This is a genomic window from Desulfotignum phosphitoxidans DSM 13687 (genome assembly GCF_000350545.1).
In the GTDB taxonomy this organism is placed as follows: domain Bacteria; phylum Desulfobacterota; class Desulfobacteria; order Desulfobacterales; family Desulfobacteraceae; genus Desulfotignum; species Desulfotignum phosphitoxidans.
Map to the genome: position 1 here is coordinate 140,351 of NZ_APJX01000008.1, position 24,334 is coordinate 164,684.

21 protein-coding genes and 1 pseudogene are annotated in these 24,334 nt (G+C 53.6%); 9 read left to right on the forward strand and 13 right to left on the reverse strand.

The features are described 5' to 3' along the window. Nucleotides 1–133: 133 nt before the first annotated feature. Nucleotides 134–328 (reverse strand): hypothetical protein, encoded by a 195-nt coding sequence (locus tag DPO_RS17180; RefSeq protein WP_040011733.1) that lies wholly within the window; start codon nucleotides 326–328, stop codon nucleotides 134–136. 328 nt (nucleotides 329–656) lie between these two features. Between DPO_RS17180 and DPO_RS17185 the strand changes: the two genes are divergently transcribed. After that, complete coding sequence (locus tag DPO_RS17185; RefSeq protein ID WP_006965501.1) at nucleotides 657–905, forward strand: DUF2442 domain-containing protein; 249 nt, start codon at nucleotides 657–659, stop codon at nucleotides 903–905. A 42-nt stretch (nucleotides 906–947) separates the two neighbouring features. Here the strand turns inward: DPO_RS17185 and DPO_RS17190 are convergent, their stop codons facing one another. From DPO_RS17190 to DPO_RS17200, 3 genes are read right to left on the reverse strand one after another with little or no spacing between them, the layout of a single operon-like run. Next, the gene (locus DPO_RS17190; protein ID WP_006965502.1) at nucleotides 948–2,147 is read right to left on the reverse strand and encodes a lytic murein transglycosylase; all 1,200 of its coding nucleotides are present in this window, start codon (nucleotides 2,145–2,147) and stop codon (nucleotides 948–950) included. Next, nucleotides 2,144–3,709 carry a GTPase family protein gene (locus DPO_RS17195; RefSeq protein ID WP_006965503.1) on the reverse strand — a complete coding sequence of 522 codons (1,566 nt, stop codon included), beginning with the start codon at nucleotides 3,707–3,709 and terminating at the stop codon, nucleotides 2,144–2,146. The genes DPO_RS17190 and DPO_RS17195 overlap by 4 nt, the downstream gene beginning before the upstream one ends. After that, on the reverse strand, nucleotides 3,684–4,802 hold the full coding sequence (locus tag DPO_RS17200; RefSeq protein ID WP_006965504.1) for a YcjF family protein: 1,119 nt from the start codon (nucleotides 4,800–4,802) through the stop codon (nucleotides 3,684–3,686). The genes DPO_RS17195 and DPO_RS17200 overlap by 26 nt, the downstream gene beginning before the upstream one ends. Nucleotides 4,803–5,020: 218 nt before the next feature. Here DPO_RS17200 and tmk point away from each other — a divergent pair, with 218 nt between their 5' ends. Genes tmk through DPO_RS17215 form a run of 3 tightly spaced genes read left to right on the forward strand, consistent with a single transcriptional unit; the run spans nucleotide 5,021 to nucleotide 6,329 of the window. After that, nucleotides 5,021–5,650 carry a dTMP kinase gene (gene tmk, locus DPO_RS17205; RefSeq protein WP_006965505.1) on the forward strand — a complete coding sequence of 210 codons (630 nt, stop codon included), beginning with the start codon at nucleotides 5,021–5,023 and terminating at the stop codon, nucleotides 5,648–5,650. A gap of 43 nt (nucleotides 5,651–5,693) precedes the next feature. Then, entirely contained in the window at nucleotides 5,694–6,128 is a 435-nt protein-coding gene (locus DPO_RS17210; RefSeq protein ID WP_006965506.1) for a DUF3842 family protein, read from the forward strand. A gap of 12 nt (nucleotides 6,129–6,140) precedes the next feature. Beyond that, nucleotides 6,141–6,329 (forward strand): CooT family nickel-binding protein, encoded by a 189-nt coding sequence (locus DPO_RS17215; RefSeq protein WP_006965507.1) that lies wholly within the window; start codon nucleotides 6,141–6,143, stop codon nucleotides 6,327–6,329. A 148-nt stretch (nucleotides 6,330–6,477) separates the two neighbouring features. On the opposite strand, the pseudogene gltA reads toward DPO_RS17215, so the two are convergent. The 3 genes and pseudogenes from gltA to DPO_RS17230 form a co-directional block, all read right to left on the reverse strand. Beyond that, nucleotides 6,478–7,882, reverse strand: a pseudogene (gene gltA / locus DPO_RS17220) (NADPH-dependent glutamate synthase). 33 nt (nucleotides 7,883–7,915) lie between these two features. Beyond that, nucleotides 7,916–8,746, reverse strand: coding sequence for a sulfide/dihydroorotate dehydrogenase-like FAD/NAD-binding protein (locus DPO_RS17225; RefSeq protein ID WP_006965509.1), 831 nt, complete (start codon nucleotides 8,744–8,746; stop codon nucleotides 7,916–7,918). 158 nt (nucleotides 8,747–8,904) lie between these two features. Next, on the reverse strand, nucleotides 8,905–10,842 hold the full coding sequence (locus DPO_RS17230; RefSeq protein WP_006965510.1) for a phosphoenolpyruvate carboxykinase (GTP): 1,938 nt from the start codon (nucleotides 10,840–10,842) through the stop codon (nucleotides 8,905–8,907). 228 nt (nucleotides 10,843–11,070) lie between these two features. Between DPO_RS17230 and DPO_RS17235 the strand changes: the two genes are divergently transcribed. After that, the gene (locus tag DPO_RS17235; RefSeq protein ID WP_006965511.1) at nucleotides 11,071–11,979 is read left to right on the forward strand and encodes a PHP domain-containing protein; all 909 of its coding nucleotides are present in this window, start codon (nucleotides 11,071–11,073) and stop codon (nucleotides 11,977–11,979) included. On the opposite strand, the gene DPO_RS17240 is transcribed toward DPO_RS17235, so the two are convergent. Together DPO_RS17240 and DPO_RS17245 are read right to left on the reverse strand one after the other, a co-directional pair. After that, nucleotides 11,976–13,160, reverse strand: a complete 1,185-nt coding sequence (locus tag DPO_RS17240; RefSeq protein WP_006965512.1) for an MFS transporter — start codon at nucleotides 13,158–13,160, stop codon at nucleotides 11,976–11,978. The genes DPO_RS17235 and DPO_RS17240 overlap by 4 nt on opposite strands. Before the next feature lie 13 nt (nucleotides 13,161–13,173). Beyond that, nucleotides 13,174–13,872: a cytochrome c biogenesis CcdA family protein gene (locus DPO_RS17245; protein ID WP_006965513.1), complete on the reverse strand. Its 699-nt coding sequence runs from the start codon at nucleotides 13,870–13,872 to the stop codon at nucleotides 13,174–13,176. Nucleotides 13,873–14,006: 134 nt separating this feature from the next. On the opposite strand from DPO_RS17245, the gene DPO_RS17250 reads away from it, so the two are divergent. Then, nucleotides 14,007–14,279 (forward strand): hypothetical protein, encoded by a 273-nt coding sequence (locus DPO_RS17250; protein ID WP_006965514.1) that lies wholly within the window; start codon nucleotides 14,007–14,009, stop codon nucleotides 14,277–14,279. A 74-nt stretch (nucleotides 14,280–14,353) separates the two neighbouring features. On the opposite strand, the gene hrpA is transcribed toward DPO_RS17250, so the two are convergent. Further along, on the reverse strand, nucleotides 14,354–18,229 hold the full coding sequence (gene hrpA, locus DPO_RS17255; RefSeq protein ID WP_152427616.1) for an ATP-dependent RNA helicase HrpA: 3,876 nt from the start codon (nucleotides 18,227–18,229) through the stop codon (nucleotides 14,354–14,356). A gap of 193 nt (nucleotides 18,230–18,422) precedes the next feature. On the opposite strand from hrpA, the gene DPO_RS17260 reads away from it, so the two are divergent. From DPO_RS17260 to ispH, 3 genes are all read left to right on the forward strand, one after another. After that, the gene (locus tag DPO_RS17260; RefSeq protein WP_006965516.1) at nucleotides 18,423–19,181 is read left to right on the forward strand and encodes a ParA family protein; all 759 of its coding nucleotides are present in this window, start codon (nucleotides 18,423–18,425) and stop codon (nucleotides 19,179–19,181) included. Between the two features lie 63 nt (nucleotides 19,182–19,244). Then, nucleotides 19,245–20,051 carry a ParB/RepB/Spo0J family partition protein gene (locus DPO_RS17265; protein WP_006967530.1) on the forward strand — a complete coding sequence of 269 codons (807 nt, stop codon included), beginning with the start codon at nucleotides 19,245–19,247 and terminating at the stop codon, nucleotides 20,049–20,051. Beyond that, entirely contained in the window at nucleotides 20,048–21,763 is a 1,716-nt protein-coding gene (gene ispH / locus DPO_RS17270; protein WP_006965519.1) for a 4-hydroxy-3-methylbut-2-enyl diphosphate reductase, read from the forward strand. The genes DPO_RS17265 and ispH overlap by 4 nt, the downstream gene beginning before the upstream one ends. Here the strand turns inward: ispH and DPO_RS26140 are convergent. From DPO_RS26140 to DPO_RS17280, 3 genes are read right to left on the reverse strand one after another with little or no spacing between them, the layout of a single operon-like run. Next, nucleotides 21,760–22,290, reverse strand: a complete 531-nt coding sequence (locus tag DPO_RS26140; RefSeq protein WP_006967531.1) for an acetyltransferase — start codon at nucleotides 22,288–22,290, stop codon at nucleotides 21,760–21,762. The two genes, ispH and DPO_RS26140, sit on opposite strands and share 4 nt — an antisense overlap. Beyond that, on the reverse strand, nucleotides 22,287–22,643 hold the full coding sequence (locus DPO_RS26145; RefSeq protein ID WP_006967533.1) for an acyltransferase: 357 nt from the start codon (nucleotides 22,641–22,643) through the stop codon (nucleotides 22,287–22,289). Before DPO_RS26145 ends, DPO_RS26140 begins: the two co-directional genes overlap by 4 nt. A 9-nt stretch (nucleotides 22,644–22,652) precedes the next feature. Then, the gene (locus DPO_RS17280; RefSeq protein WP_006965523.1) at nucleotides 22,653–24,131 is read right to left on the reverse strand and encodes a sigma 54-interacting transcriptional regulator; all 1,479 of its coding nucleotides are present in this window, start codon (nucleotides 24,129–24,131) and stop codon (nucleotides 22,653–22,655) included. Between the last annotated feature and the right edge of the window lie 203 nt (nucleotides 24,132–24,334).

Below are 24,334 nucleotides of genomic sequence, written 5' to 3' on the forward strand. Positions count from 1 at the left end.
TCTGTGTGCATGTCTCGGAAAAATTTTGAGATTGGCTGGAGGCTCAGGTAAAGATTGGCGGGTGAATATGTCAGGATGGTCGGTTTGTTTTTTCCCGGTGAATCCCTCTATCTTTGCGGGATACCACCATGTATCATTTGATGATTGTCAGAAGTGCAAATTTTTGCATTTCTGACAATCCTGTTTTCATCAACCATCTGATAAGGCTGGAAACAGTTGATATAAGGGAGTTTTCGATAGAAGTAAGCCTTGGCCATTTTTTTGACGGGCTGGCAAAATAACCCATGCCTTGGGTGGATGAAAAAATATCAGTGGGATCATGTTTCATAAACCTTTTCGAAAAACCTGAAATCACTTGACTGGCGGTGATTTGGGAGTGTCTATTCTAAAATCTGTTTTTGAAAGTATCAGAAATGCAAAATTTTGTATTTCTGATAAGTTTGTTTTGCAATGGTACTGAAAAGGATGCCAATTGGGGACATGCGATTGGTCAGGCTTTGTGACTGTACCGATAATGCCCCCTTTCAAGGATCCTTTGCATGATTTTTCTGAGGCTGAATAAAAATTATGATACCAATAAAATACCAGACTGAATTACAAACCATTTGGAAAACACAGGAATTTAAAAAACTGCCGCCTCTGGAGTAACGCAAAAGATGCAGATACCAAAAATATTACATGTTGCCGCGTCAGATCATAAACTGCTCACCATCGTTTTCACAAATGGCGAAAAAAAAATATATGATGTCAGTAGACTATGGGATAATGAAATGTTTGCGCCGTTGAAAAATCCTTCTTTTTTTAAAAATGTCAAAGTTGAAACAGGGGGCTACGCTGTTTATTGGAATGACAATATTGATATCAGTGAATATGAACTTTGGAAAAACGGAAAGAATTCCCAGTAGCTCACACTCAGCCTGCCGGGTTCCATGGCAATCCGCCAGGGGTTATTGGCGAAGGGCCTCAAGTATGTCCAGCGAAGGCTTGCCGTCCGCCGGCATACCCATCTCTTTTTGAAAGATTCGGATGGCCGCTCTGGTCGCTTCGCCAAGCAGACCGTCAATCTCTCCGGAATAATACCCTTTTTTTTGGAGCAGGGCCTGAAGGAGGAACTTTTCCTCCCCGTTCAAGCTTCCCGGCGGCCGGGGCCAGGGCTGCACCAGCCCCTTGCTGCCGGCCAGCCGGTCGGCGAGCAGTCCTACGGCCAGGGCATAGGCATCGGCGTTGTTGTAGCGCTTGAGGACAAAAAAATTTTTCAACACCAAAAATGCCGGTCCTTTTTTGCCTGCCGGAAGTTTAAGCACGGCCCGATCATCCGGGCGGGGGAAGGTTCTTCCACGGGTTCGGGAAAACCCCGCCTTTTGCCAGTCGGCGAGAATTCTGGTTTCGTTGAGCCAACGCGCTCCACCGGCCGGGAGGACCACCTCGTACCCCCAGGTTTTGCCGCTTAGCCAGCCATTGCGGTGAAGCAGGTTGGCGGCCGTGGCCAAAGCATCGGGCACGGAGTTCCAGATATCGCGACGGCCGTTGCCGTCCATATCTACGGCATAGGCCAGGTAACTGGTGGGAATGAATTGGGTGTGGCCCATGGCGCCGGCCCAGGAACCGGTCAGGTGCTGGGGTCCGACATCCCCGGCCTGGAGAATCTGCAACACGGCAACCAGTTGTTTTTCAGCAAAATTTTTCCGTTTTGGATCGGCATAGGCCAGCGTGGCAAGGGCCTGGGGGACGTAATGCAGCCGTTCGGGTTTATCGAAAACGGCCCCATAAGCGGACTCCATCGACCAGATGGCGAGCAAAATCTTGGCCTCAACCCCGAAACGGTTCTCTACGGCCGCAAGGGTCCGGGCGTAATCCTGCGCCATCTTCAAGCCTTGCTCGACACTCAACGGGGTGATCCGGGAATCGAGGTAATCCCAGATTTCTACCGTAAATTCTGGCTGAAAGCGGGCCTTTTCCAGCACCCTGGCATCGGGTTGCTCAATGCCGTGAAAAGCGGTCTCCCAGGTGGCCCGGCTGATCCCTTGACTGGCCACCTGAGGATAAAAATCCTCCAGCCACTGGTGAAAATCTTCTCCCCGGGAGACCTCCGGCAGGACCAGGACCAGGAACAGGATTCCCATTATGAAGCGCACACACTTTTTCATATTTTTCCTTGTTTGCCATTGTCTGCCGCGATGATGGCGAACAGTGACCTGCCTGATTGATAGAGCCGCCCGGCCTGGTCACGGATCTTACCCATACCGTTCGTTTGGATCCGGCGGCGGTTCAGTTGGGTCTGCAGCCCCTGCTGACAGGATGTGTCGATCCGCTTTTTGAGTTCATCAAGATGATAGGGTGGTTGGTTTTCAGCGACAGCCAGAGGTATCAGTTCGTCCAAGCCGAGCAGGTCGCGATTGTACGTCAGGGCCGCTTTAATGGTTTTTGCCTTGGGGGTTTTTGGATTTTCCAGGTCATAAGGCGGATGCCACTCCTGCACAGGGGGCAGGCGGTCCACCTGGTTCAGCACACCGATGATGACCGGGCGTTTTTGGGAACGGCGGGCTGTTGCCAGATAAAAGGCATCAAAATGCTGTTTAAAGTCGCTGTCCAGGGACCGGGCGGGCTGATTGGCTTTAAGCACCCAGATGATCATATCAGAGCGGGTGGCTTCCTTGAGCAGATGCTTTGTGGTCTTTTCCTTGCCGTCCAGACCCGGCAGATCAACCAGATGAACCATGTCCATTCCGTCAATCCGGCATTGATGTACGGTGGTGGCGCTGGTGGAGGGAAGCGGGTTCACTTCAGCGACCATGGCATCGACAAGGGCATTGATAATGGAGGATTTGCCTGAACCCGTCTGCCCGACAAAGCAGATTCGTAATGGCGCTAAGGGCGGTGCCATATTCCTGCTGTCCTGTTCTTGTGCCGCCGGATGATGCGCCTGGACCCGGAAACGTCCGCTGTAGAGATCGATGGCCACGGAAACCGCTTCCTGCAGCAGGGCCTGTTTCAACTTGAGCTGAAACTCGGCACTGACCCGCGTCATCATTTTGCCGACCACCTGACTGCGGAATTCAGCCAGTACCGCTGTCAGCGGACTGGCCAGCCGGACAATCCGGTAACTGTTCCACGCCCATTTAGCCGCTCTATAGCCGGACATCAGCTTTTCTTTGTTATCATACCCCTGTACCAGCAATGATAGACGTGTATTTTCAATGAAGGGAACATGAGTTTTGAGCAGCAGCCGATAGCGGCGGCTGATTTCCTCTACCATCATCAACAGTTCCGGAATGGAAAAGGCAAGTTCTTTGCGATCCCCTTTGTCGTGGTAGTTTTCAGCCACTGTCTTGATCAGCGCCAGGGCATGGGTCTGCAGATGCCCCCACTGGGCGTTTTCCGCCAGCTGTTGGGTGATTTCTTGGTTCAGTCGGTCCCAGACCTGGTGATCAAAATCCCCCCAATCGGCGGAAGCGGTTACCAGCCCCTCTTCCGGCAGGGGCAATTTGCCGGAAGAGGATCGCCGCAGTGTCCAGCTCAATGCCGTGACCAGGAGCGTGCAAAAGGCCAGCAGCGCAACAAAATACAGCATATAGCCATAGTCGATCAAAGCGATCAGTCCGAATATACCCAGAATCAGCACGGGCAAAACCAGGGCCACGGCCAGTAGCGGCATGGCTGCCGATGACAGTCGCCCAGCTGTTTTAATGCGGGTCAACAGGTGTTTCACGGGTCTTTACCTTTCGGACTTCGTTGAATGCCTGGTGATACAGGCGTTTCAGTTCCTGCTCGGAGACGGGTTCCCCCTTGCTTTTGTGATACAGATACTTGCAGGCGGCCCGGCCGATGGCATAGGTCGAACAAAAGCTGACGACAACGGCTGCGGCACTGCCGACGGTCTGCCCGTAAACCGGTATCAGTTTGGTGAGCTGACGGATGCCCAGCCTGGACAGATACCGCACGCTGAATCCCGCGCCCAGGGCCGCGGCAAAGTCGGCCAGGGCTTTTTTATTCCACGCGATCCCGTATTGCCCGGCCAGATGATGCAGCATTTTTGCCTGAATCATCGGGACTGTGCCCAATCCGATCACGGGGAGGACGTCTGTGCCGCCGGAAGCCGCCGCGTACCAGAGGATATCGTTACGAAGGGGAACAAAGCGGCGCTCTTCGGCACCGGCATGTTCTTTTTGGGTGCCCAGCAGGGCAATGATGGGTAAAAAATCAGCAAGGGCCGCGCGCAGGTCTTCCACCCCGACGATGCCGTTGCCCGCTCCTTCGAAATCCACGGCCACGGATTCAACCGGTTGTTTCCAGACGGATTCCACCTGGTTTTGATTGTGATTGATGGCCTGGCGGCGTTCAAGTTCATCATCAAGCAGCAGGATGCCCGTGTGGACCAGCAACAGATGTTTGACGGCACCGGATCTGCGAATCTGTTCAAGGGCCCGGATCACTGCGCTTTGCTCGGGTTCTTCTGCCTTCATCACGACGATGGCGGCATGGGTCGTTTGCGCACAGGCGGCAATGTCTGGGTCGGGATTGTAGTCGGCCTCGGCAAGACCCCGCGTATCAAGAAAACGCAGCAGCGGCTTTTCTGATGGAAAATCATAGCGCCGGGAGTTTTGGGTGCAGGGGCTGAAGCCATTGCCGATTTCAATATCTGAACGCCCTGTTACCGCTTGAATCAACGAGGATTTCCCTGCCCCGGTTTTGCCCAGCAGCCAGAGGGTGGGTAGACGGGCCGGACCAGCAGCCGGTTTTGTTGCGGCCGCTGTTTCAGGGGAGCTGATATGCCGGCGGATACGGTGAAATATTTTTTCCATTGTAAAGGAAATCCTCCTTGATACGCTTACAATAACTTGTATTTTTATCAGAGCCACGGATTCCAGACAAGAAAAATCCAGCTGGTTTGAAATATCAACAAGGCTGCCAAGTGATTTTCAGGTGGACGGGGTCCCTTCCGGCCTTGCCACTGCATCCGGATACTGATATATAATTGCCTTTGGCCATAATTTTGCAAATCACAAGGACTGAAAGGCACATGAAAACCGGCAGATTTGTGGTGTTCGAAGGGCTGGACGGGTCCGGCAAGACCACCCAGATGGCGCGGGTGCAGCAGCGGCTCACCCATATGGGGATTGGTGCGGATACCACGTGTGAACCCACGGACGGTCCGGTGGGGACCCTGATCCGTCAGATTCTGGAGGGCCGGGTCAGCATGGATCCCCGGACTTTGGCCGCTTTGTTCGCCGCGGACCGGACCGATCACCTGGTGGCCCCGGACACGGGGGTGAAAGCGTTGATGGAAAAAGGGCGGACCGTGCTGTGCGACCGGTATTATTTTTCCTCGTATGCGTATCATGCCATGGACATGGATCTGGAATGGGTGATGACGTTAAACGCCGTGAATGCACAGATTCTGAAACCGGATCTGACGCTGTTCATCGATGTGGCACCCAATACCTGCCTGGAGCGGATCCGGGCCGGCCGGACCCATCTGGATCTGTTTGAAAAAATTGACATTCTGACCCGGGTGCGGGATAATTATTTTGCCGCATTTGAACGGCTCAAAGACCAGGAAACCGTGAAGGTGGTGGACGGGAACGCGTCTGAAGACGCGGTGGAACAAGCAATCTGGCACGGGATCAGCCATATGTTTACCAAAGAGTAACTGTGTGGATGCATTGACAACCGAAAATAAAGACAAACAATTCATGGAAACCAGAAAAAAACAGACCATCTGTGTGGTGGACGGTCAGGGCGGGGGCATCGGTGCCGTGGTGATCAAAAAACTCAAAGACCGGTTCGGCGAGGATGTGGAGATCATTGCTTTGGGCACCAATGCCATTGCCACGGCCCAGATGCTCAAATCCCGGGCCAATAAAGGGGCGTCCGGGACCAATGCCATCATCCAGACCGTGAAAAAGGCGGATGTGATCATCGGGCCCGTGGGCATTATCATACCCCATGCCATGATGGGGGAGGTGACCGGCCCTATGGCTGAAGCCATCAGCCTGTCAGACGCCCGAAAGGTGCTGCTGCCCTTGAGCCAGGAAAATATCGACATTGTGGGGGTGGCCGGACTGCCGCTGCCCATGCTGGTGGATGAGCTCATGGCATCCCATCTGTCTTTCATTGAAACCCAATAAGGAGAACCAGACATGTGTGAAGCAAGTGCATATCTGAAACAAGCAGATAAGGAAACATTGATCATGGAAGCCGTGGACAAGGTGGAGCCCGATGAAAACGGGATCCGGCTGGTGTCCATTTTCGGGGATCAGAAATTCATCAAAGGCCGGATTCATTCCCTGTCTCTGGTGGATCACAAGGTGTTTATTCAACCGGAGTGAGACCGGCGGCACAACCTGTGTGCGTCAATGAAACCATTTGTTTCGATGGATTAAAAAAAGCCGCTGGAACCGGTAATGCCCCGGTTTTCAGCGGCTTTTTTTTATGATACAGGCGGACAGCTGTTCCCCCCTTTTGCTGGATGGGTGTTTACCAGCCGATGGTCAGATAGTCATGCATGGAGTTGGCCGCGGCCCTGCCGGCCCCCATGGCCAGGATGACTGTGGCGGCGCCTGTGACGATGTCGCCGCCGGCCCAGACCCCTTTTTTGGTGGTCTTGCCCGTGACCGGATCCGCCACAATATTGCCCCAGCGGTTTAACGCCATGTCCGGGGTGGCATTGGTCAACAGCGGGTTGGCGTTGGAACCCACAGACACCACCACCAGGTCGCAGTCAATTCTGAACTCAGACCCTTCGATGGGCACGGGCCGCCTTCTGCCCGAGGCGTCCGGTTCCCCCAGTTCCATTTTCAGGCATTCCATACCCGTGAGCCGGCCGTTCTCATCTCCAAAGAATTGCGTTGGGTTGGTGAGCAGCACAAACTCGATCTGTTCCTGCTGGGCATGGTGGAGTTCTTCTTCCCTGGCCGGCATCTCTTCTCTGGACCGCCGGTACACCACCTTCACGGAATCCGCGCCCAGGCGCATGGCCGTTCGGGCCGAGTCCATGGCCACGTTGCCCGCACCCAGCACCACCACGTTTTTGCCCTTGGCAATGGGGGTGTCGTATTTGGGGAACAGATACCCTTTCATCAGGTTGGTGCGGGTCAGGTATTCATTGGCGGAATAGATGCCGATGAGGTTTTCACCGGGCAGGTTCATGAACCGGGGTCAGGCCGGCCCCCACACCGATATAGGCCGCGTCATATCCTTCCTCGAACAGTTCGTCAATGGTCACGGATGCGCCCACCACGGAATTACACTCGATGTTGGCACCCATTTTTTCCAGGGTGGCCACTTCCGATGCCACGATTTCCTTGGGCAGACGGAATTCAGGAATCCCGTATACCAGGACCCCGCCGGGTTTGTGAAATGCCTCAAAAATGGTGACATCATGCCCTTTGAGCAGCAGATCGCCTGCCACGGTGAGTCCGGACGGGCCCGATCCGATGACCGCCACTTTTTTCCCGGTTTTTTCGGCCACGGCCGGAATCCCGCCGGAACCGTTTTTCCGCTCATAGTCTGCGGCAAACCGTTCCAGATATCCGATGGCCACGGGCTTGTCTTTTTTGCCCACAATACATTTGCCTTCGCACTGTTCTTCCTGGGGGCAGACCCGGCCGCACACGGCCGGTAATGCATTTCTTTCCCACAGCTTGTTGGCGGCACCGGAAAAATCACCTTCGGCGATGCACTTGATAAAATCCGGGATGAGCACGGAAACCGGACACCCTTCCATACAGGCCGGTTTTTTACATTGCAGGCACCGTTTGGCCTCGGTCATGGCCATCTCTTCGGACAGTCCCATGGGGACTTCCTCAAAATTTCTCCGTCTGACATCCGGGTCCTGTTCCGGCATTTTGGCCCGGTCAATTTTCACTTTTTTTTCTGCCATTTATTCCTCCGTACAACCAGGGCGGTTGTTTGTTCATGCGTTGCTGTTTTCAAAGGTTTTCATGCTGGCTTTTTCTTCGTCCAGATAGGATGCCAAACGTTTGGCCAGCTCATCAAAATCCACTTTATGTCCGTCAAATTCCGGTCCGTCCACACAGGCGAATTTGGTGGCTCCGCCCACGGAAACGCGGCAGCACCCGCACATGCCCGTGCCGTCCACCATGATGGGGTTCAGACTCACAAAGGTTTTGACATTTTTTTCCTTGGTGATCAGGCTGCAGAACTTCATCATGGGAATGGGTCCGATGGCCACGGCCAGGTTGATGTCATCTTTTTCCAGAACATCTTTGAGTACATCCGTGACAAATCCGTGGTGCCCGTGGGATCCGTCATCCGTGCAGATGTGAAAATGATCGGACACGGCCCGCATTTTTTCTTCCATGATCAGCAGGTCATAGGTTCTGGCGCCTAAAATGGTGGTGACTTCATTGCCGGCCTGTTTCAGTGCCCGGGTAATGGGGTGAAGCACGGCAATTCCTGTGCCCCCGCCCACACACACCACTTTGCCGAAATTTTCAATATGAGTGGGTGCCCCTAACGGACCGATCAGGGCGAAATATTCGTCTCCGACCTGCAGTTGTTTGAACCGGGCCGTGGACTTGCCCACCACCATGTAGATAATGGTGATGGTTCCTTTGTCCGGGTTGGTATCCGCCATGGTCAGCGGAATACGTTCCCCGGTCTCATCGGCCTGAAGAATTACGAACTGGCCGGGTTTTGCTTTGCGGGATATGCGCAGGGCCTCAATCTCATTTAAAATGATGGTGCCCTGGGCCATTTCCTCACGATGGACAATTTTTGCCATTGGTTCCTCCTGTTGTCAAAAAAACATATTGTCAGCAGCATCCGGCTGCAACAGTCGTTGATAATGTTTGATATTCAATTGTGAAATCAACATTTTTATCCAAAAAAGTTCATAAAATCAAGCAATAAAATCCAATAAAATGGGTAAATAACCCAATTTCAGCTTTCCATATCCCCGGGTAAAATCACGGGGCCTTTTGTCTGCTTCAATGCCTGCAGCGCTTCTTTCTGATGCGCCAGAATCTCAAACAGCCGGCCGGGGATGTTTTTTTCTTTGGCATAGGCAGCTTCCTGCAGTTCGATGCGTGCAATGATATGATCCACATACAGGGAAAACTGCCGGTCATACAGATCTTTCGGATAGGGTTTGTCAATGATCTTATCAAACAGCGGCGCCAGATCCCGGTACAGGGGCAGATTGCCGATGGGGGTCTGAATATGTCCCGCTTCCTTGTGGGCGTAGCGTTCCAGCCATGCCAGCCAGACTTTGACATCTTTTTTTTCTCCCAGCAGTTTGCTGGTACTGCCGCCCCGGGCTTTGTCCGTGAGAAAATAATTCAGGCCGGCCATGACGGGCTGAAATTGTTCCTGAATTTTGGTGTTCCCGAAAAACCGGAACTGGGCATCCATGTAATCCCCTAAAGCCCCGGGAATGAACGGGGCATTGGCCCAGGGGGCCCGCTTGACCCCGGAAGCCCCCACTTCAGTGGCCGTGGCCGCCGATACGATGCAGGCACCGATCACCACGCCCTGGTCGGAATCTCGTGCCACCCAGACCGGGGGCATGGTGTCCGCATCCCGGCCGCTGTAAGTGAATATCCGGGTCAGTACCCCGTCCGGGTTTTCCGCGTCCGGACAATAGTTTTCCAGGTTGGTGGACCGCAGGGTGCACCGGGAATTGGGATGGGACATGGGAATGGGTTTGCCGGTGTCATCGGTTTTGCCAAAATGCCATTCCCCCTGGAAATTGATCCCTTTTTCCGGCGAGGGTTCAAGGTTGCCCACCCAGTGGGGGATATTGTTTTCATCGATGAGCACATTGGACCAGATTACCTCGTACCCGGGCTGCCTGAGCACTTTCATGAGCAAGGGGTCCCCTTCCTGGTTGACATCCTCCACAATCCCGAAGATACCGGCCTCCGGGTTGACGCATCGGATGCTGCCGTCGTCTGCGATCCACATCTGGGCCAGGTCGTCTCCCACAAACAGGTCCCCGGCCATGGCCGTGGTAGTTTTGCCGCATCCCGACGGCGCGGCCCCGGCAAACCAGGTCACCCGGTTTTCCGGCCCCCGGATCCCGGTGATGAACATGTGTTCGGACAGCTCTTCCCCCCGGTTTTTATGGACGGCCTTGTCCACGGCAAACCGGTGGTTCCCTTTTTTGAGCAGCAATGTGTTGCCGGCATAGGTGCATTTGAAACTGTAGGTGGTCTGGTACTGCAAATCCATGAACACCCGGGCATCGGGCAGGTCTTTTGTCCGGTTCAGCCCCTCGGAATGGACGTTGGTGAAAAAATGGCCCCGGGCCGCCACTTCTTTGTCAAAATCTGCAAATGCATTCCGGTACAGAATATCGGCACTGTGACTGACATACGCGGAACTGGTGATTTCCAGGGCCGGGTTGGAAACCCGTGCCCCCACGGGCCCCCGCATGTAAAATCCCACCACCATGGTTTTCCCTTTCATGATATCGGTCATGTTGGCGCGGATATCTTCCAGGGCGGTTTCCCGGTTCATGCGGTTGGCAAGGGACGAGATCAGATCTTCCGGATTGGCGATGTAAAAGGTGCGGTCCACAATCCGGCCCTGTTCTCCGGGCAGGTCAAAATGAATGGTATGGTTTTCCATGGCCAGGGACCGTTCTTCTCCGGTTTCCAGGGCCAGATCCCGGATGAACTGGCGGTCCGCTTCAGACCCGGTGTTGATGAAAATTTTTTCCGGGTTGCAGATCACCACGGCATTGGCAATCCGTTTCAGAATTTCCGGATGTGAGATGCTTGAAATGCGACCCAACTGCGCCGTATCCATTTGCTTTTCAAAAACTGCCAAAGCCTGTTTTGCTGATCCGATTTTGCCCAGTTCATTCAGAATGTCCATGTTTTTTATCCGTATATGAGAAGGGTTGTTTTGATTATACATCCTTTTTTACTGGAAATTTTTCCAATTTTGATTTTTTCTTCTATCATTTACCTGTTAAAAATCAAACGATATCTTGAAATTTTTTTAAAAAAATGCTCTGCTGCAAGCGTTTAAACCAGTGACAATCCTTGACCGGCCCCGGGGATCATCCTGAAAACAGTTATTCAAGCATCAGGAGAAAAACACATGACGCACTTGATATTTGCCGACCTGCATAACCACACCCAGGCCTCGGATGGTGATTTTACCCCCGGACAGCTGGTGGCCCGGGCCAAAGCGCTGGGACTCAAAGCAATTGCCATCACGGATCATGATACCCTCAAGGGAATTGAGCCGGGGCTGGCAGCAGGAGAACAGGCCGGAATTCAGGTGATTCCCGGGGTGGAGGTTTCCGTTCGGTTTCGTCGGCCTTTCTTTACAGGCACGCTTCATCTGCTGTGTTATTTTTCTCAAAAGCGACTGTCAGACATAAAGTTTGTGACTGAGTTTGAAACCCTGATGTCCAAAGGCCGGGGCCAAGGGCTGGTCCGGGCACGGATCGTTCGGATCAATGAAGAATTCGGACCCCAGGGAAAGACCCCGTTACTGGCCAGGGAACTGGTTTTTCAGGACATTGCCGATTACAGCGCCAATGCCAGCCGCCGTCATTTTGCCCTGGCTTTGTCCGAAAAACTGGGCATCACTGAAAAAGAAACCATCAACCGGATCATCGGCAATGCCAGCCCGGCCTATCTGCCGTCAGGCATTGAACTGGCAGATGTGGCCCGGTTCATGACACAGCATCCTTTGCTGGCGGTCCTGGCCCACCCGGCTGCCGGCTCCTATCCGGGCAACGGCCATTACAAGGAAGTGCTGCCGCCCATCGAGATTGTGGAAACCCTGTTGCCGGAATTTCTGGATGCCGGCCTTCAAGGCATCGAGGTATTTTACCCGGGACACACAAAAGCATGTCAAGAGATATTGCTGGGCTGGGCAACGCGTTATGACCTGGTGATCACGGGGGGGTCAGACTGCCACGATGCCGGTGAACGTCCCTTGGGGGTGGCCGGTATCACGGAATCTTTGTTTCGCCGGTTTGAAGCCGCACTGGCCTAAGACCGGGAAAAACGGATAAACCCGGCCGTCATACAGGCCAGGGCCGCCAGTGTGCACACACCGGCAATCACGCTGATGTGAAAAATGCCGGTTTTGGACCAGATCAGGCCCCCGCAAAACGCCCCGACCACCCGGCCCATGCCGCCCACGGCGTAAAATGCCGACAAGGTGGATGCCCGCAGTTCCGGCACCAGTTCCGTGGCCAGGCTCATGGCCGTGACAATGGTGAATTCAAAGCATAAAAATACCAGAAACAATCCCCCCAGCACATAAGGAACCCCCCGGTCCAGAACGGGCAGCAGAAAATAGGCCCCGGTCGTCAGGATCATGCCGATGAACACGGTCCTCAGCAGCCCGATCCGGTCGGAAAAAAACGCGGTGATCCCTTCTCCGGCCACCTCGGCCATGCCGATGAGGATCGTTCCCATACCGATGGCAGCCAGAGACAGGCCATAGGACTGTTCCAGCCAGGCCCCGTAGACCACAAACAAAATATCTGATCCCAGGGCCATGAAAAAAGCAAAACTCAGCATGCCTAAAACCTGCCGGTTTTTCATGATCTGCCGCCAGTTCACCAGCAGCTGCCCGGGTTTTTTGCCGGCAGTTCCGGCCGGCGGCCGGTCTTCGGGCATGAGCCGGAAAATCAAGGCAAAACAGGCGGCGGCCAGGATGCCGATGACCAAAAACGGGGTCTGAAAGGAAAACGCCTGGATGGTCATGCCGGCCAGAGGAATCCCCACCAAAGTGGCCCCGGCCCAGGCCAGCTCCGTCATGCCGATGAATTTCCCCCGCTGTTCAAACGGCACATGGGTGCCGATGAATGCCTGGAAACTGGGATCAAAAATGCTTTTGGCCAGTCCTGCGAGAAACAGGGCCAGCACCAGAGTGCCGTACATAGGGATCAGGCCGGCGGCCACACACCCGATACACAGCATGACCAGAGAAAACAAAATAATGCGGCGGTTGCCGTAATGGTCGGCAAAAGAGGCCCCCACCGGTCCCAGCACGGCCGTGGCCTGATTCAGGGCAATGACCGAGGTGATGGCGGCCAGGTCCACGCCCAGTCCCCTGGCAAAGGCCGGGGCAAAGGGATACACCATCCTCCGGGCCGTGTTCATCAGCAGTTTGGCCAAAGTGGTGACAAAAATCAGCGTGTAAAAGCGGAAACGGGGGTGTGTCATGGGTGTTGCCGAATCAGACCAGGGTCAGTAAATGAAATTTATCAAAAATCAGCAGCAGACCCATGACAACCAACAGTCCGCCCGCGACTTTGTTGATGATGGGAATGAACCGGGTGGCTTTTTTCATGGTTTCCACCAGGGAGGTGATGAAAAAGGACATGAGAATAAACGGCAGGGCCAGACCCGCGGAATACACGGCCAGAAGCCAGATTCCCTTGGCCACGGTGTCCTGGTTGCCTGCCACGATCAGGATGCTTCCTAAAAGCGGCCCGATGCACGGACTCCATCCGGCCCCGAACGCCATGCCGATGACAAAGGTGCCGGCCAGGTGGACCGGTTTCTGCTTCATGTGGATCCGCTTTTCAAACGCCAGGGCCTTGATGTTGATGACCCCCAGCAGGTGCAGCCCGAAAATCAGGATGATGGCCCCGCCCACGTACTGAACGATGTAAGCGTATCGGGTGAACGCAGCTCCCAGAAACGAAGCCGATGCCCCCATCAGGATGAACACCAGGGAAAACCCGGCCACATAGGCCAGGGTGGACAGGATCACTTTTTTCCGGGTTTCCTGTCTGCCCTGGGTGAGTTCATCCAAAGACAGCCCCGTAATGAATGAAAAATACGCAGGGATCAGCGGCAGAATACACGGGGATAAAAATGAGAGCAGGCCGGCGATAAATGCCGCCGGAAATGTAACGGTTTCAGTGAACACGCAAACAATCCTTTATTGAAACTTGGGTTTTTGATTGATAACTTAGAGCAAATTAATGCATTATGCAGCAGGTTTCAAGAAGTTTCAGGGAAAATCCGGACCACGGGTTAAATCCATAAGGGAAAACAAAACAGATGATTATCCGAACAGACACAGGCCAACCCATTGATACGGCGGATCTGAGCCCGGAAGAGCGCCATGTGATTCAGAAACTGCTGGCATGGATGACTTTGGTGGATTCCGTGGATCAGTTTCGTCAAAAAAAACTCCAGGCCCTGGCCGCCGGGTGGAATGATTCCGGTCCCATCCGGGAAACCCGGGCATTGACCCGGATTATTCAGCATCTGGAAAAACAGGTGCGCAAGCGGCTGAAAACCCCGGCAGGCAGGGGAAGTTTTAAGTGTTAAGTGCTAAGTGTTAAGCAAATACCTGACGGTGGATAGTTTCATCATTGGGTGGGGTTTTTCAGGCCATCGGGATATCAGATCAGGGTGGACAGGGTGTGCAGTTCTTTTTCCAGGCGTTTGGCAGATACCTTGACCGCGGTTTTCAACTCCTGGGCAAAAACCGATATTTTGTATTCTTCCAGAAGCCAGAAAAAATCCTCGACTTTTTCGGCTTTTTCCGGGGAAGTTGTTTCAGACAGCCCGGCCACCTGAATGGCCAGATGATGTTCAAACCGGCTGATTTTTTTGGCTTTTTCAGATTCCTTGGCCGGATTGTCCGCCCCTCTCTGGGCCCGGATTCTAAGACAGTCCACATACCGGGGCAGATGCTGGATCCGCTGAACGGAATATAAAGAAAGAAAATGGGGCGGCACCAGGTTTTTAAGCCCTTCAAACAGGTCAGCAAGAATCCGGCTGGCCTGGGGCCGGGCCTGATGTTTTAAAGACAGGGCCTGGATCAAAGAAAAACATTCGGCATATGCCCGGCCCACGGCCTGAATATCGTTGATCAGATCCTGGGTCTGCTGAAAAAGGGTGGGCCGCAGTTTCTGGATATAGGATTCAAACGCCGCCCGGGTCCGCAGATTTTTTTCAAACAGATGCCGGGTGATACAAATATAAACCGCATTTTGAAATGCGGCCGGTCCGCCAAAATACATGGCGATCCGTTTGAGGTCCCCTGTGGATCGGATCTCTTTTTTAACGGCCTTGAACAGATCGGGAAACCCGTGCTCATACAGCCTTCGGATTCCCTGGACATGGGTGGTTTCTGCTTCCTGCCGGGAGAGAAACAGCCGCAGATTTAACGTGTCGTCTTCGATTTTCAGTCCCGGGTACACCTTTCGGGTGAATCCGTCCGGCTCGTCAATGCAAAGATCTTCCGGTAAATCGGAAAACGTCCAGTCGGTGATCTCTGTTTTTTCAAATGTCTGCCTGGCCCGGTCCAGGGCGGATGTGCCGGGCTGGGGCGCCGCATGCGGAAACCGGTTTAAAATGGATGGATCCCTTAACGAGGTGATTTCCCGGTCTTTGTGATCCCGGATGGAAATCCGCATTTTCAAGTGATCCGCCAGGTGGTCTTCCGACCAGGCCGTGGCAGGAATTATCAATCCATAGTGTTTCCGGATAAAAGCAGACAACTGGGAGAACAACGGGGTGTCGTCTTTGGGCAGATTTTTTGCGATCCGGGCCGCCGTGGCCTGGACGGGCATCAGCCGGACCCGAAAGGATTTGGGCAGCCCCTTGATCAGTCCGGCGATTTTTTCTTCAAACAGTCCGGGCACCAGTTTTTCCATAGCCGTCTTAGGGACCTGGGCCGCCATGTCCGCCGGCACCTTGACCGTGACCCCATCCGTGTCGTTTCCGGGATCAAACCGGTAGGACAGGGCAAAGTTTCCCTGGGCTGTGTTCAGCATATCCGGGAACAATGCCAGATGATCCTGGTCCGCTTTGTTTTTTTCCAGGTCCTGCCGGGTCATGCGCAGAAACGTATCGTCTTTCTGGTCTTTGAGAAATTTGGCAAAGGTTTTGATGTGATAAAACGGCCGGGGCAGCCGGGCATGGTAAAACTGGACCATGTCTTCGGTGCTTGCCAGAATATCCCGCTGCCTTGTTTTGTGCTCCGCTTCTTCCAGTTCTTCGATCAGGTTTTGGTTGTGGACCATGAAGGAAAAGGGCTGGTGAATCTCACCGTCCACCAGGGCCTTTCGGATAAAAATATCCCCGGCCTCCTGGGGATTGATTTTTCCATAAGGCACGGCCCGGCCCGCCACAATGATCAGACCGAACAACGAGACCTGTTCCGTGGCCATGACCCGGCCCTGTTTTTTTTCCCACCGGGGATCAAAATAGGTGCGGGTGCACAGATTTTTGCCGATTTCCTCCAGCCAGGCCGGATCGATATTGGCCACCCCTCTGGCAAACAGCTGGCTGGTTTTGACATACTCGGCCGCCACAATCCAGGGACCGGCTTTGTCAAACAACCCGGATCCCGGAAAAATCATGGCCTGCTGGCCTTTGGCCGCCGCATAAATGTTTTTTTCCTTTTTATGGGCAATGTGGGACAGATACCCGGCCAAAAGGGATTTGTGCAGGGCTATGTAAAGTGGGCCGCCGATGTCTTTGGCCGTTGATTTCAAATGATTTGTGCCGGGCAGAAAAGTAAAGGACGAGAAATCGGAAAACCCGTGTTCTTTCAGCTGGCGCCGTATCTGGCTGTGGATATCCAGCCATTCCCGGATGCGTTTGAAAGACAGAAAATGATCCATGCAGAACTGCCGGAGTTTGGTCCTTGACCGGGATTTTTTTTCTTCTGCCTGATAAGCATCCCAGATATTGAGCAGGGTGATGAAATCCGAGGACGGGTCTTTGAACCGGGCGTGTTTCTGGTCGGCTGCCGCTGCTTTGTCAGCCGGGCGCTGCCGGACATCGGAAATGGACAACGCCGTGGCAATGACCAGGGCTTCGGCCAGGCAGTGGTTGTCTTTGGCTGCGATGAGAATGCGGGACAGTTTGGGATCCACGGGGATTCGTGACATGATCTGTCCCACGTCCGTGAGCGCAAAGGATTTTTTGGGCTGGTCCGACACCTTGACAGCCCCCAGCTCCATCAGGGTGTCAAATCCGTCCCGGATGCTTTTGGGGGCGGGCGGATCGATAAAGGGAAATCCCTGTACATCCCCCAGTTTCAGGGAAATCATGCGCAGGATCACTTCCGCCAGGTTGCTCCGCAGGATTTCCGGGGGCGTGAAAAACGGGCGGCCGTTGAAATCATCCTCATCATACAGCCTTATACAGATCCCGTTTTCCACCCGGCCGCACCGTCCCATGCGCTGGTTGGCGGAACTCTGGGAGATGGGCCGCACGGGCAGCGAGGTGGTGCGGGTTCTCGGGGAATAACTGGGAATCCGGGCCAGTCCCGTGTCGATCACATATTTGATGCCGGCAATGGTCAAAGAGGTTTCCGCCACATTGGTGGAGACAATGATTTTCCGCCCCGGGGTTCTTGAAAACACTTTGGCCTGTTCGCCGGCGGACAGCCTTGCGAACAGCGGCAGAATGGTGACACCGGGATGCTGCCGGCCCTTCAGCAGTTCCATGGTTTCTCCGATGTCCTGTTCCGTGGGCATGAAGATCAGCATGTCCCCGGACCGGGTCCGGGTCAAAAGAGAATGAGCCGCATCCGCCGCTGCTTCCACATACCCTTGATCTTCCGGATTCTGTTTTTCTCCCGTGTCCTCCAGAATGGGTTGGTATACAGTTTCCACAGGAAACATCCGGCCGGATACCTCGATGATGGGGGCGTTGTCAAAGGCTTGGGAAAATTTCTGGGTATCGATGGTGGCCGAGGTGATGATCAGTTTCAGGTGTTTGCGTTTTTTCACCAGGCGCCGCAGGATGCCCAGGGTGAAATCGATGTTCAGACTTCTTTCATGGGCCTCGTCCACAATAATGGTGTCATAGCGCTTGAGCAGCGGGTCCTGCTGGGTTTCCGCCAGAAGAATGCCGTCGGTCATCACCTTGATGCAGGCACCTGCAGGGGTTTTGTCGTCAAACCGGATCTTGTAGCCCACGGATTGCCCTAAAGATTCCTTGAATTCAAATGCCATGCGTTTGGCCACGTTGATGGCGGCGATGCGCCGGGGCTGGGTGCAGCCGATCATGCCCCGGGTACCGCAGCCGGCAGCCAGACAGCATTTGGGGATCTGAGTGGTTTTGCCCGAACCGGTTTCTCCGGAAATGATCACCACCCGGCTGGTCTGGATGGCTTTGATGATGGCATCTTTTCTGGCCGTAATGGGAAGATCTTGTGGAAAATTCAGTTGGGCCGGTCTGTTTTCAGGGGGGCGAACCAATGGTTTCCGGGCGGACCGTGTTTTTTTGTGAAATTGGGAATCGTCTTTTTGCATCATAAACGCACTATTTTATCACAGGGATACAAAATGTCAAATTCATAAACCGGAACGGCAATTTTGCTTGACATGATTCCAGGAATAGGAGAAAAGAGGCAGCCTGAATGATAATGTCAGATCCCAAAAAATGAACGTCTGTCGCCGGTTTTTCTTGTTTACCTCGAATCATGAACTGTGATATGGAATTCATATTATGACGCAGATCATCAGTATAGCCAATCAAAAAGGCGGGGTGGGAAAGACCACCACTGCGGTCAATCTGTCTGCAGCTCTGGCCATGCTCAAGAAAAAAGTCCTGCTGGTGGACTGTGATTCCCAGGCCAATGCCACCACGGGCTTGGGCGTGGAAAAACCCGGTCTGGAAGCCTCCCTTTACCATGGACTGATCGGTGAGGCAGACATCCAGGACCTGCTGCTGCCCACCATGCTGCCGGGCCTGACCCTGTTGCCCGCCAACGTGGATTTGATCGGTTTTGAAATTGAAATGGTGTCTGTTTCGCAACGGGAGGCTCGATTGAAGCAGCTTCTGTTGCCCGTGGCAGACCAGTATGATTATGTGCTGATTGATTGCCCGCCGGCATTGAGTCTGTTGACCCTGAATGCATTTGTGGCATCCCATTCCGTGCTGATCCCGCTTCAGAGCGAATTTTTTGCCCTGGAAGGCTTAGGGCAGCTGTTGAATACGGTCAAGCGGGTCAAATCATCGTTTAATCCGGGATTGAAAATCAAAGGCATTGTGCTGACCATGTTCGACCGGCGGACCAACCTGGCCCAGAACGTGGTGGAGGATGCCCGGCAATATTTCAAGGGACTGGTGTTTAAAACCAAGATACCGCGGAACGTGAAACTGGGGGAAGCCCCCAGTTACGGTCTGCCGGTCATGTTGTACGACAAGCAGTCCCAAGGAGCGAAAGGATATATGGCGTTTGCCAGGGAGCTGCTGAAACGATGATGGACAAAAAAAGAAAAAACAGGCCTGGGCCGGGGTATTGGTGCATTGATTCCGGATTTTGATATGGATGCCCAGAAGGATCGGGGGGATTTTTTCATGTGTTCCGTGGATACTATCGCTCCCAACCGGTATCAGCCCCGCACGGATTTCAATGAAGAGGAACTGGAACGTCTCAAAGAGTCCATTGCTGAGCAGGGGGTGCTGCAACCGCTGCTGGTTCGGCATATGGACGGCGCTTATGAACTGATTGCCGGAGAACGGCGGCTTCGGGCCGCCAAGTCAGCCAATCTGAGCCATGTGCCCGTGGTGGTCAAGCACCTGACGGACGAGCAGGTGCTGGAAGTGTCCATCATCGAGAATATTCAGCGGGCCAACCTGAATGTGCTGGAAGAAGCGGAAGCCTATTTCAGGCTCATGGATGAATTCGGCTATACCCAGGAAAAAGTGGCCCAGAAAATAGGCAAAAACCGTTCCACCATTGCCAATCTGCTCCGGCTGCGGGGATTGCCTGAAAAAATCAAACAAAGTCTTTTGAATGAAGACATTTCCACGGGCCACGCCCGGGCTCTGCTGGGTGCGGAATCTCTGGAAACCCAGCTGGCCCTGTTCGAACAGGTAATTGCCCACAAACTGTCGGTCCGAAAAACCGAGCTTCTGGTGAATCAGTCCAAACAGGAAAAACCCGCGCCGGTCCGGAACCTGTCCGCAACAGAACAGGCCTTTCTGGAAACCACCTGTTCCCAGATTTCCAGCCGGATCCAGTCGCCGGTGAACATTCGAAAAACCGGGGAAAAAGGACGGATTGAAATCAATTTCACGTCTCAATCGGAATTTTCCCGGCTGGTGGACCTGCTGATCAATCTTTCATGAAAATTACCATTGCAAAAACCGCCGGCTTCTGCATGGGGGTTCGCCGGGCCGTGGACATGGTGCTGGATGCCGCCAATACATCTGATACGCCGATATACACCTACGGCCCGCTGATCCACAACCCCCAGGTGCTGGAAATGCTGGAGACCAAGGGAATTTTTCGGCTGGATACCATCCCTGAAAAAGGCACGGGACTGGTGCTGATCCGGGCCCATGGTGTGCCGCCCGAAGATGAAACGGCCCTGAAACAAGCGGGGTTTTCCGTGATCAATGCCACCTGTCCCCGGGTGGTCCGGGTTCAGATGATTATCCGAAAATTTGCCCAAAAAGGATATGCCACCATTATTATCGGTGAAGAAAATCATCCCGAGGTCAAGGGACTGCTGGGATATGCCCAGGGCAACGGACACACGGTGACGGCCATGGATCAGTTTACAGCGCTGCCTGTATTTGAAAACGCGGTGGTGGTGGCCCAGACCACCCAGAATACGGCATTATATGATGAAATCAAAGCCTTTTGCGCAAAACACCGGCCCCATTACCAGGTGTTTGATACCATCTGCGGGTCCACGGAGCGCCGGCAGCAGGAGGTCAGACACCTGGCTGCCACCCATGATGCCGTGATCGTGGTGGGGGGAAGGCAGAGCGGAAATACCCGGCGCCTGGCCCAGGTGGCCGCTGAAACCCGGGCCTTTACCACGCATATTGAAACCGTGTCGGAAATCGATTTCACGGCCCTGGCAGGATTCCGGTCCATTGCCATTACCGCGGGGGCCTCCACGCCCAACTGGATCATCACGGACACCTGTTCCCGGGTGGCCCGGCATCTGGAGCATCAGCGCCCTGTGGCCGGGGCCATCTCCCGGATCCAGGGGTTTTTTTTAAAGACCAATCTGCTGCTGGCGCTGGGGGCCGGCAGCCTGACCTATGCCTGTTCCGTGGTCCAGCAACTGCCCCGCACATGGATCCATGCCGCCATTGCCATGCTTTATGTGTTTTCCATGCAGGTGTTGAACAATATGTTTGCCGTTAAATCAGACACATACAACCATCCGGACCGGGCCGGGTTCTACCGGCGGCATCGCCCTGTTCTGGCGCTGCTGGCTCTGAGCTCCGGCGGGGCCGGGTTGTATCTGGCATATACCACGGGGGTGATGTCGTTTTTCATTCTTCTGGTCATGAGCCTTCTGGGGCTGTCCTATAACCTGAAGCTCATTCCTAAGGGATGGGGCAGAACACAGCAGATCCGGCGTATCAAGGACATTCCCGGATCCAAAACCCTCCTGATTACCATGGCCTGGGGGGTTGTCACCAGTATTCTGCCGGCCGTGGATACCCGCAGTGTCCCTTTGTGGATGGCCGTGGCATTTTTGTATGCCGCCGGGCTGGTGTTCAGCCGGACCGCATTTTTTGACATCAAGGCCATCCAGGGCGACCGGATTGCCGGCCGGGAAACCCTGCCCATACTTTTGGGAGAAAAAAAGAGTTTTGTGCTGATCCGGTATGTGCTCATTGCAACCCTGGTGCTGCTGGCAGGGGCCTGGCCGGCCGGGCTGTCTTTTTCTCTGACATGGCTGCTGGCCCTGGTGCCCGGTCTCATGCTGGTGCTGGTTCATTTTTTTGGAAAAGACTCCCGGATCTCAGGCACTCAAATGGAATTTATGATCGAATCCTCATTTCTTCTGACCGGGGTGATGGCCGCCATTCTCTAAGAAGAAAGCAGGTGTTCGATTTTCCGGTCTTTTTCCTGCCATAACTGATTGAGCCATTCACAGAACTGTGCCTTGAAAACCGGATCATTGAAATAATCCCCTTTGATCTGCCATCCGATTTCCAGCAATTGACAATCCACAATGATTTTTCGGGTTTTACCGGATATGAATGACCAGAAGCTCGGGACCCCGTCCGGGTAAACAATGGTGACATCCAGAATGTGATTGAGGCATTGATCCATGGATCCCAAAACAAAGGCGATGCCGCCGGCTTTAGGGGTCAAAAGATGTGAAAACGCAGATGTTTTGGCTTTTTCCGGGGTGTACCGGGTGCCTTCCACAAAATTCATGATGGAGACAGGCGTGTGTCTGAATTTTTGACAGGCTTTCCGGGTACTTTCCAGGTCTTTTCCCTTCATATGGGGGTTTTTTGCCAGAAATTCCCTGGAATAGCGTTTCATGAACGGAAAATCCAGGGCCCACCAGGCCAGTCCCAGAAACGGGACCCAGATCAGCTCTTTTTTCAAAAAAATTTAAGCATGGGGACTTTTTTGCGCAATGTTTTCTGAAGCACCAGAATATCCACCCAGGACTGATGATTGGACAGCACCAGATACCATTGCCTGGGTGTCAGTTTGTCCAGCCCCCGGACATCCCAGTCGATTTTGCAAAACAGGTCCGTGTTGACGGAATTGATGTAAATCCACAGTCCGGCAATGCCCATGAGTATCCGGTCCAGGATCACCACCACCGGTTGAAACGGCAGAATGAATTTGAGCAGGGAAATCAGTATCAACGGCACAGTGAGCAAAATGGTGTTGATCAGGTAAATCAAAAAAGATACCGCACCTTTCAGCGGTGATGGCAGAAAAGAAAACATGAAAGGTCCTTATGTCTGTTTGTGGGTCATGATATATTTTTTGACCGTTCGTCTGTCCAGCCCGGTTTTTTGGGCCACTTTTTCATAGGTGCCCAAAGTTTCATACAACAGGGTGCAGTATCCGGACAACAGGTCGGAAACCGGCAGATCCTGGGCCTGAATGCCCTGACACAGAAAACTGGAAAGAGACACATCTTCGGGCGCCTGTTTGCCTAAGTAATCTCTTCGGAGCAGCACGCTTCTCACACATTGCTCCAGTTCCCGGACATTCCCAGGCCAGCTATAATGGTTTCCCAAGCGGCGGTCAATAATTCTTTTGATTTTGGTCGTGATTTTCGGTGACGCCAGGCCGAGCATGCGAGTGACCGTGAAATCCAGGAGGGTGTCCAGTTCGGCCGGATCCTGTTGAATCCGGGTGTGCAGGGGCGGTACTTCAATGATGTCCGAGCACAGCCGGTAATAGAAATCTTCTCTAAAGACCCGGCCGTCCATGATCTCTTTTTTCGGGCGGTTGGTGGCGGCAATGACCCGGCCGTTGAACCGGGACAGCCCATGGGCACCCACGGGGGTAAAGGTGCGTTCCTGGAGCACCCGCAGCAGTTTGACCTGAATATGGTCCGGGATCTCTCCGATTTCATCTAAAAGAATGGCACCATGGGGGCTGCACCGGTCCAGCACTCCCTGGTAATCTTCCACGGCCCCGGTGAATGCCCCTTTGGTGTGGCCGAACAGTTCGGATTCCAAAAGGGTTTCCGGATACTGGGACAGGTTTAATGAGGAAAACGCCCGGGTGAAACTTTGAACAAAACAGCCGCGTTTTCTGTCAAAGGGAATGAATCCGCTCATGCCGATGGCTCGGGCCGCTGTGCCTTTTCCCGTGCCGGTTTCTCCTAGAAGCAGTGTGGAAAAATCTTCCATCCGGTTCCACAGATGCTGGTCATACAACCCGATATTGTAGGTAAACACGTTGTACCAGAGGTGTTTTTTAAAGGTTTTCATGCAGGGGCTGGCACCCACCAGGGTGTTTGAGATAAAATAAAATGCCCGGCGCAGTTGAAAAGACAGGGCAAAATAATGGTAAAACCGGGCGGTGGAAAACCCTTTTTCCTTCATCATTTCCCTGGCTTCATCCACAAAATCCACGGGAACCGGATCATCCTGGGCCGTGATCTGATCCTGGATCAGCTGATCAAACCGGTCCCGGAATTTATGGAACACATCGAACAGATACACCACCCGCAGCACTTCCCGGTCCTCTCCCGTGTACTGGTTGATGTTGCCTCTGTTCTGGCGGGTCAGTTTTTTGAGCTGCCGGTCCACTTCCAGCACGCACATGTCCTTGCTTTTCCGGCGGGCCGCAGACGGGAACAGTCCGGCGATTTTCTGATCTAAGCGTTCCCGCAGTTCACTGAACGGGTTGGCAAAGGCCGCGTTGTGGACGGTTTTGAAAAAATGGCGCTCGGTCTGGGTCAGTACGGCTTTTTTCATAGGCGGTCCCTGTGTATGATCATGGGCATTTTTGTATAACCAATGTTCATAAAATGCAAGAATAAAACATTTCAGCCAAATAGCTTGAAAAGACATATCAGGTAAAAAATCTTTGAATTCAGAATGTTATCTGTTTTGACCCGGGTGGCATGGATTTTGATAATAGGTGGGGGATACTTATGAAATTATTTGAACCCAATCCC

Excerpts from the sequence above, each read along its gene's own strand:
- tmk (WP_006965505.1), top strand. The coding sequence starts at position 5,021 with ATGAAAACCGGCAGATTTGTGGTGTTCGAAGGGCTGGACGGGTCCGGC.
- DPO_RS26145 (WP_006967533.1), bottom strand. The coding sequence starts at position 22,643 with ATGTTTTCTTTTCTGCCATCACCGCTGAAAGGTGCGGTATCTTTTTTG.
- DPO_RS17280 (WP_006965523.1), bottom strand. The coding sequence starts at position 24,131 with ATGAAAAAAGCCGTACTGACCCAGACCGAGCGCCATTTTTTCAAAACC.
- DPO_RS17240 (WP_006965512.1), bottom strand. The coding sequence starts at position 13,160 with ATGACACACCCCCGTTTCCGCTTTTACACGCTGATTTTTGTCACCACT.
- DPO_RS17260 (WP_006965516.1), top strand. The coding sequence starts at position 18,423 with ATGACGCAGATCATCAGTATAGCCAATCAAAAAGGCGGGGTGGGAAAG.
- DPO_RS17265 (WP_006967530.1), top strand. The coding sequence starts at position 19,245 with ATGGATGCCCAGAAGGATCGGGGGGATTTTTTCATGTGTTCCGTGGAT.
- DPO_RS17235 (WP_006965511.1), top strand. The coding sequence starts at position 11,071 with ATGACGCACTTGATATTTGCCGACCTGCATAACCACACCCAGGCCTCG.
- DPO_RS17230 (WP_006965510.1), bottom strand. The coding sequence starts at position 10,842 with ATGGACATTCTGAATGAACTGGGCAAAATCGGATCAGCAAAACAGGCT.
- DPO_RS17250 (WP_006965514.1), top strand. The coding sequence starts at position 14,007 with ATGATTATCCGAACAGACACAGGCCAACCCATTGATACGGCGGATCTG.
- DPO_RS17225 (WP_006965509.1), bottom strand. The coding sequence starts at position 8,746 with ATGGCAAAAATTGTCCATCGTGAGGAAATGGCCCAGGGCACCATCATT.
- hrpA (WP_152427616.1), bottom strand. The coding sequence starts at position 18,229 with ATGATGCAAAAAGACGATTCCCAATTTCACAAAAAAACACGGTCCGCC.
- DPO_RS17185 (WP_006965501.1), top strand. The coding sequence starts at position 657 with ATGCAGATACCAAAAATATTACATGTTGCCGCGTCAGATCATAAACTG.
- DPO_RS17200 (WP_006965504.1), bottom strand. The coding sequence starts at position 4,802 with ATGGAAAAAATATTTCACCGTATCCGCCGGCATATCAGCTCCCCTGAA.
- DPO_RS17190 (WP_006965502.1), bottom strand. The coding sequence starts at position 2,147 with ATGAAAAAGTGTGTGCGCTTCATAATGGGAATCCTGTTCCTGGTCCTG.
- DPO_RS17210 (WP_006965506.1), top strand. The coding sequence starts at position 5,694 with ATGGAAACCAGAAAAAAACAGACCATCTGTGTGGTGGACGGTCAGGGC.
- DPO_RS17215 (WP_006965507.1), top strand. The coding sequence starts at position 6,141 with ATGTGTGAAGCAAGTGCATATCTGAAACAAGCAGATAAGGAAACATTG.
- DPO_RS17180 (WP_040011733.1), bottom strand. The coding sequence starts at position 328 with ATGAAACATGATCCCACTGATATTTTTTCATCCACCCAAGGCATGGGT.
- ispH (WP_006965519.1), top strand. The coding sequence starts at position 20,048 with ATGAAAATTACCATTGCAAAAACCGCCGGCTTCTGCATGGGGGTTCGC.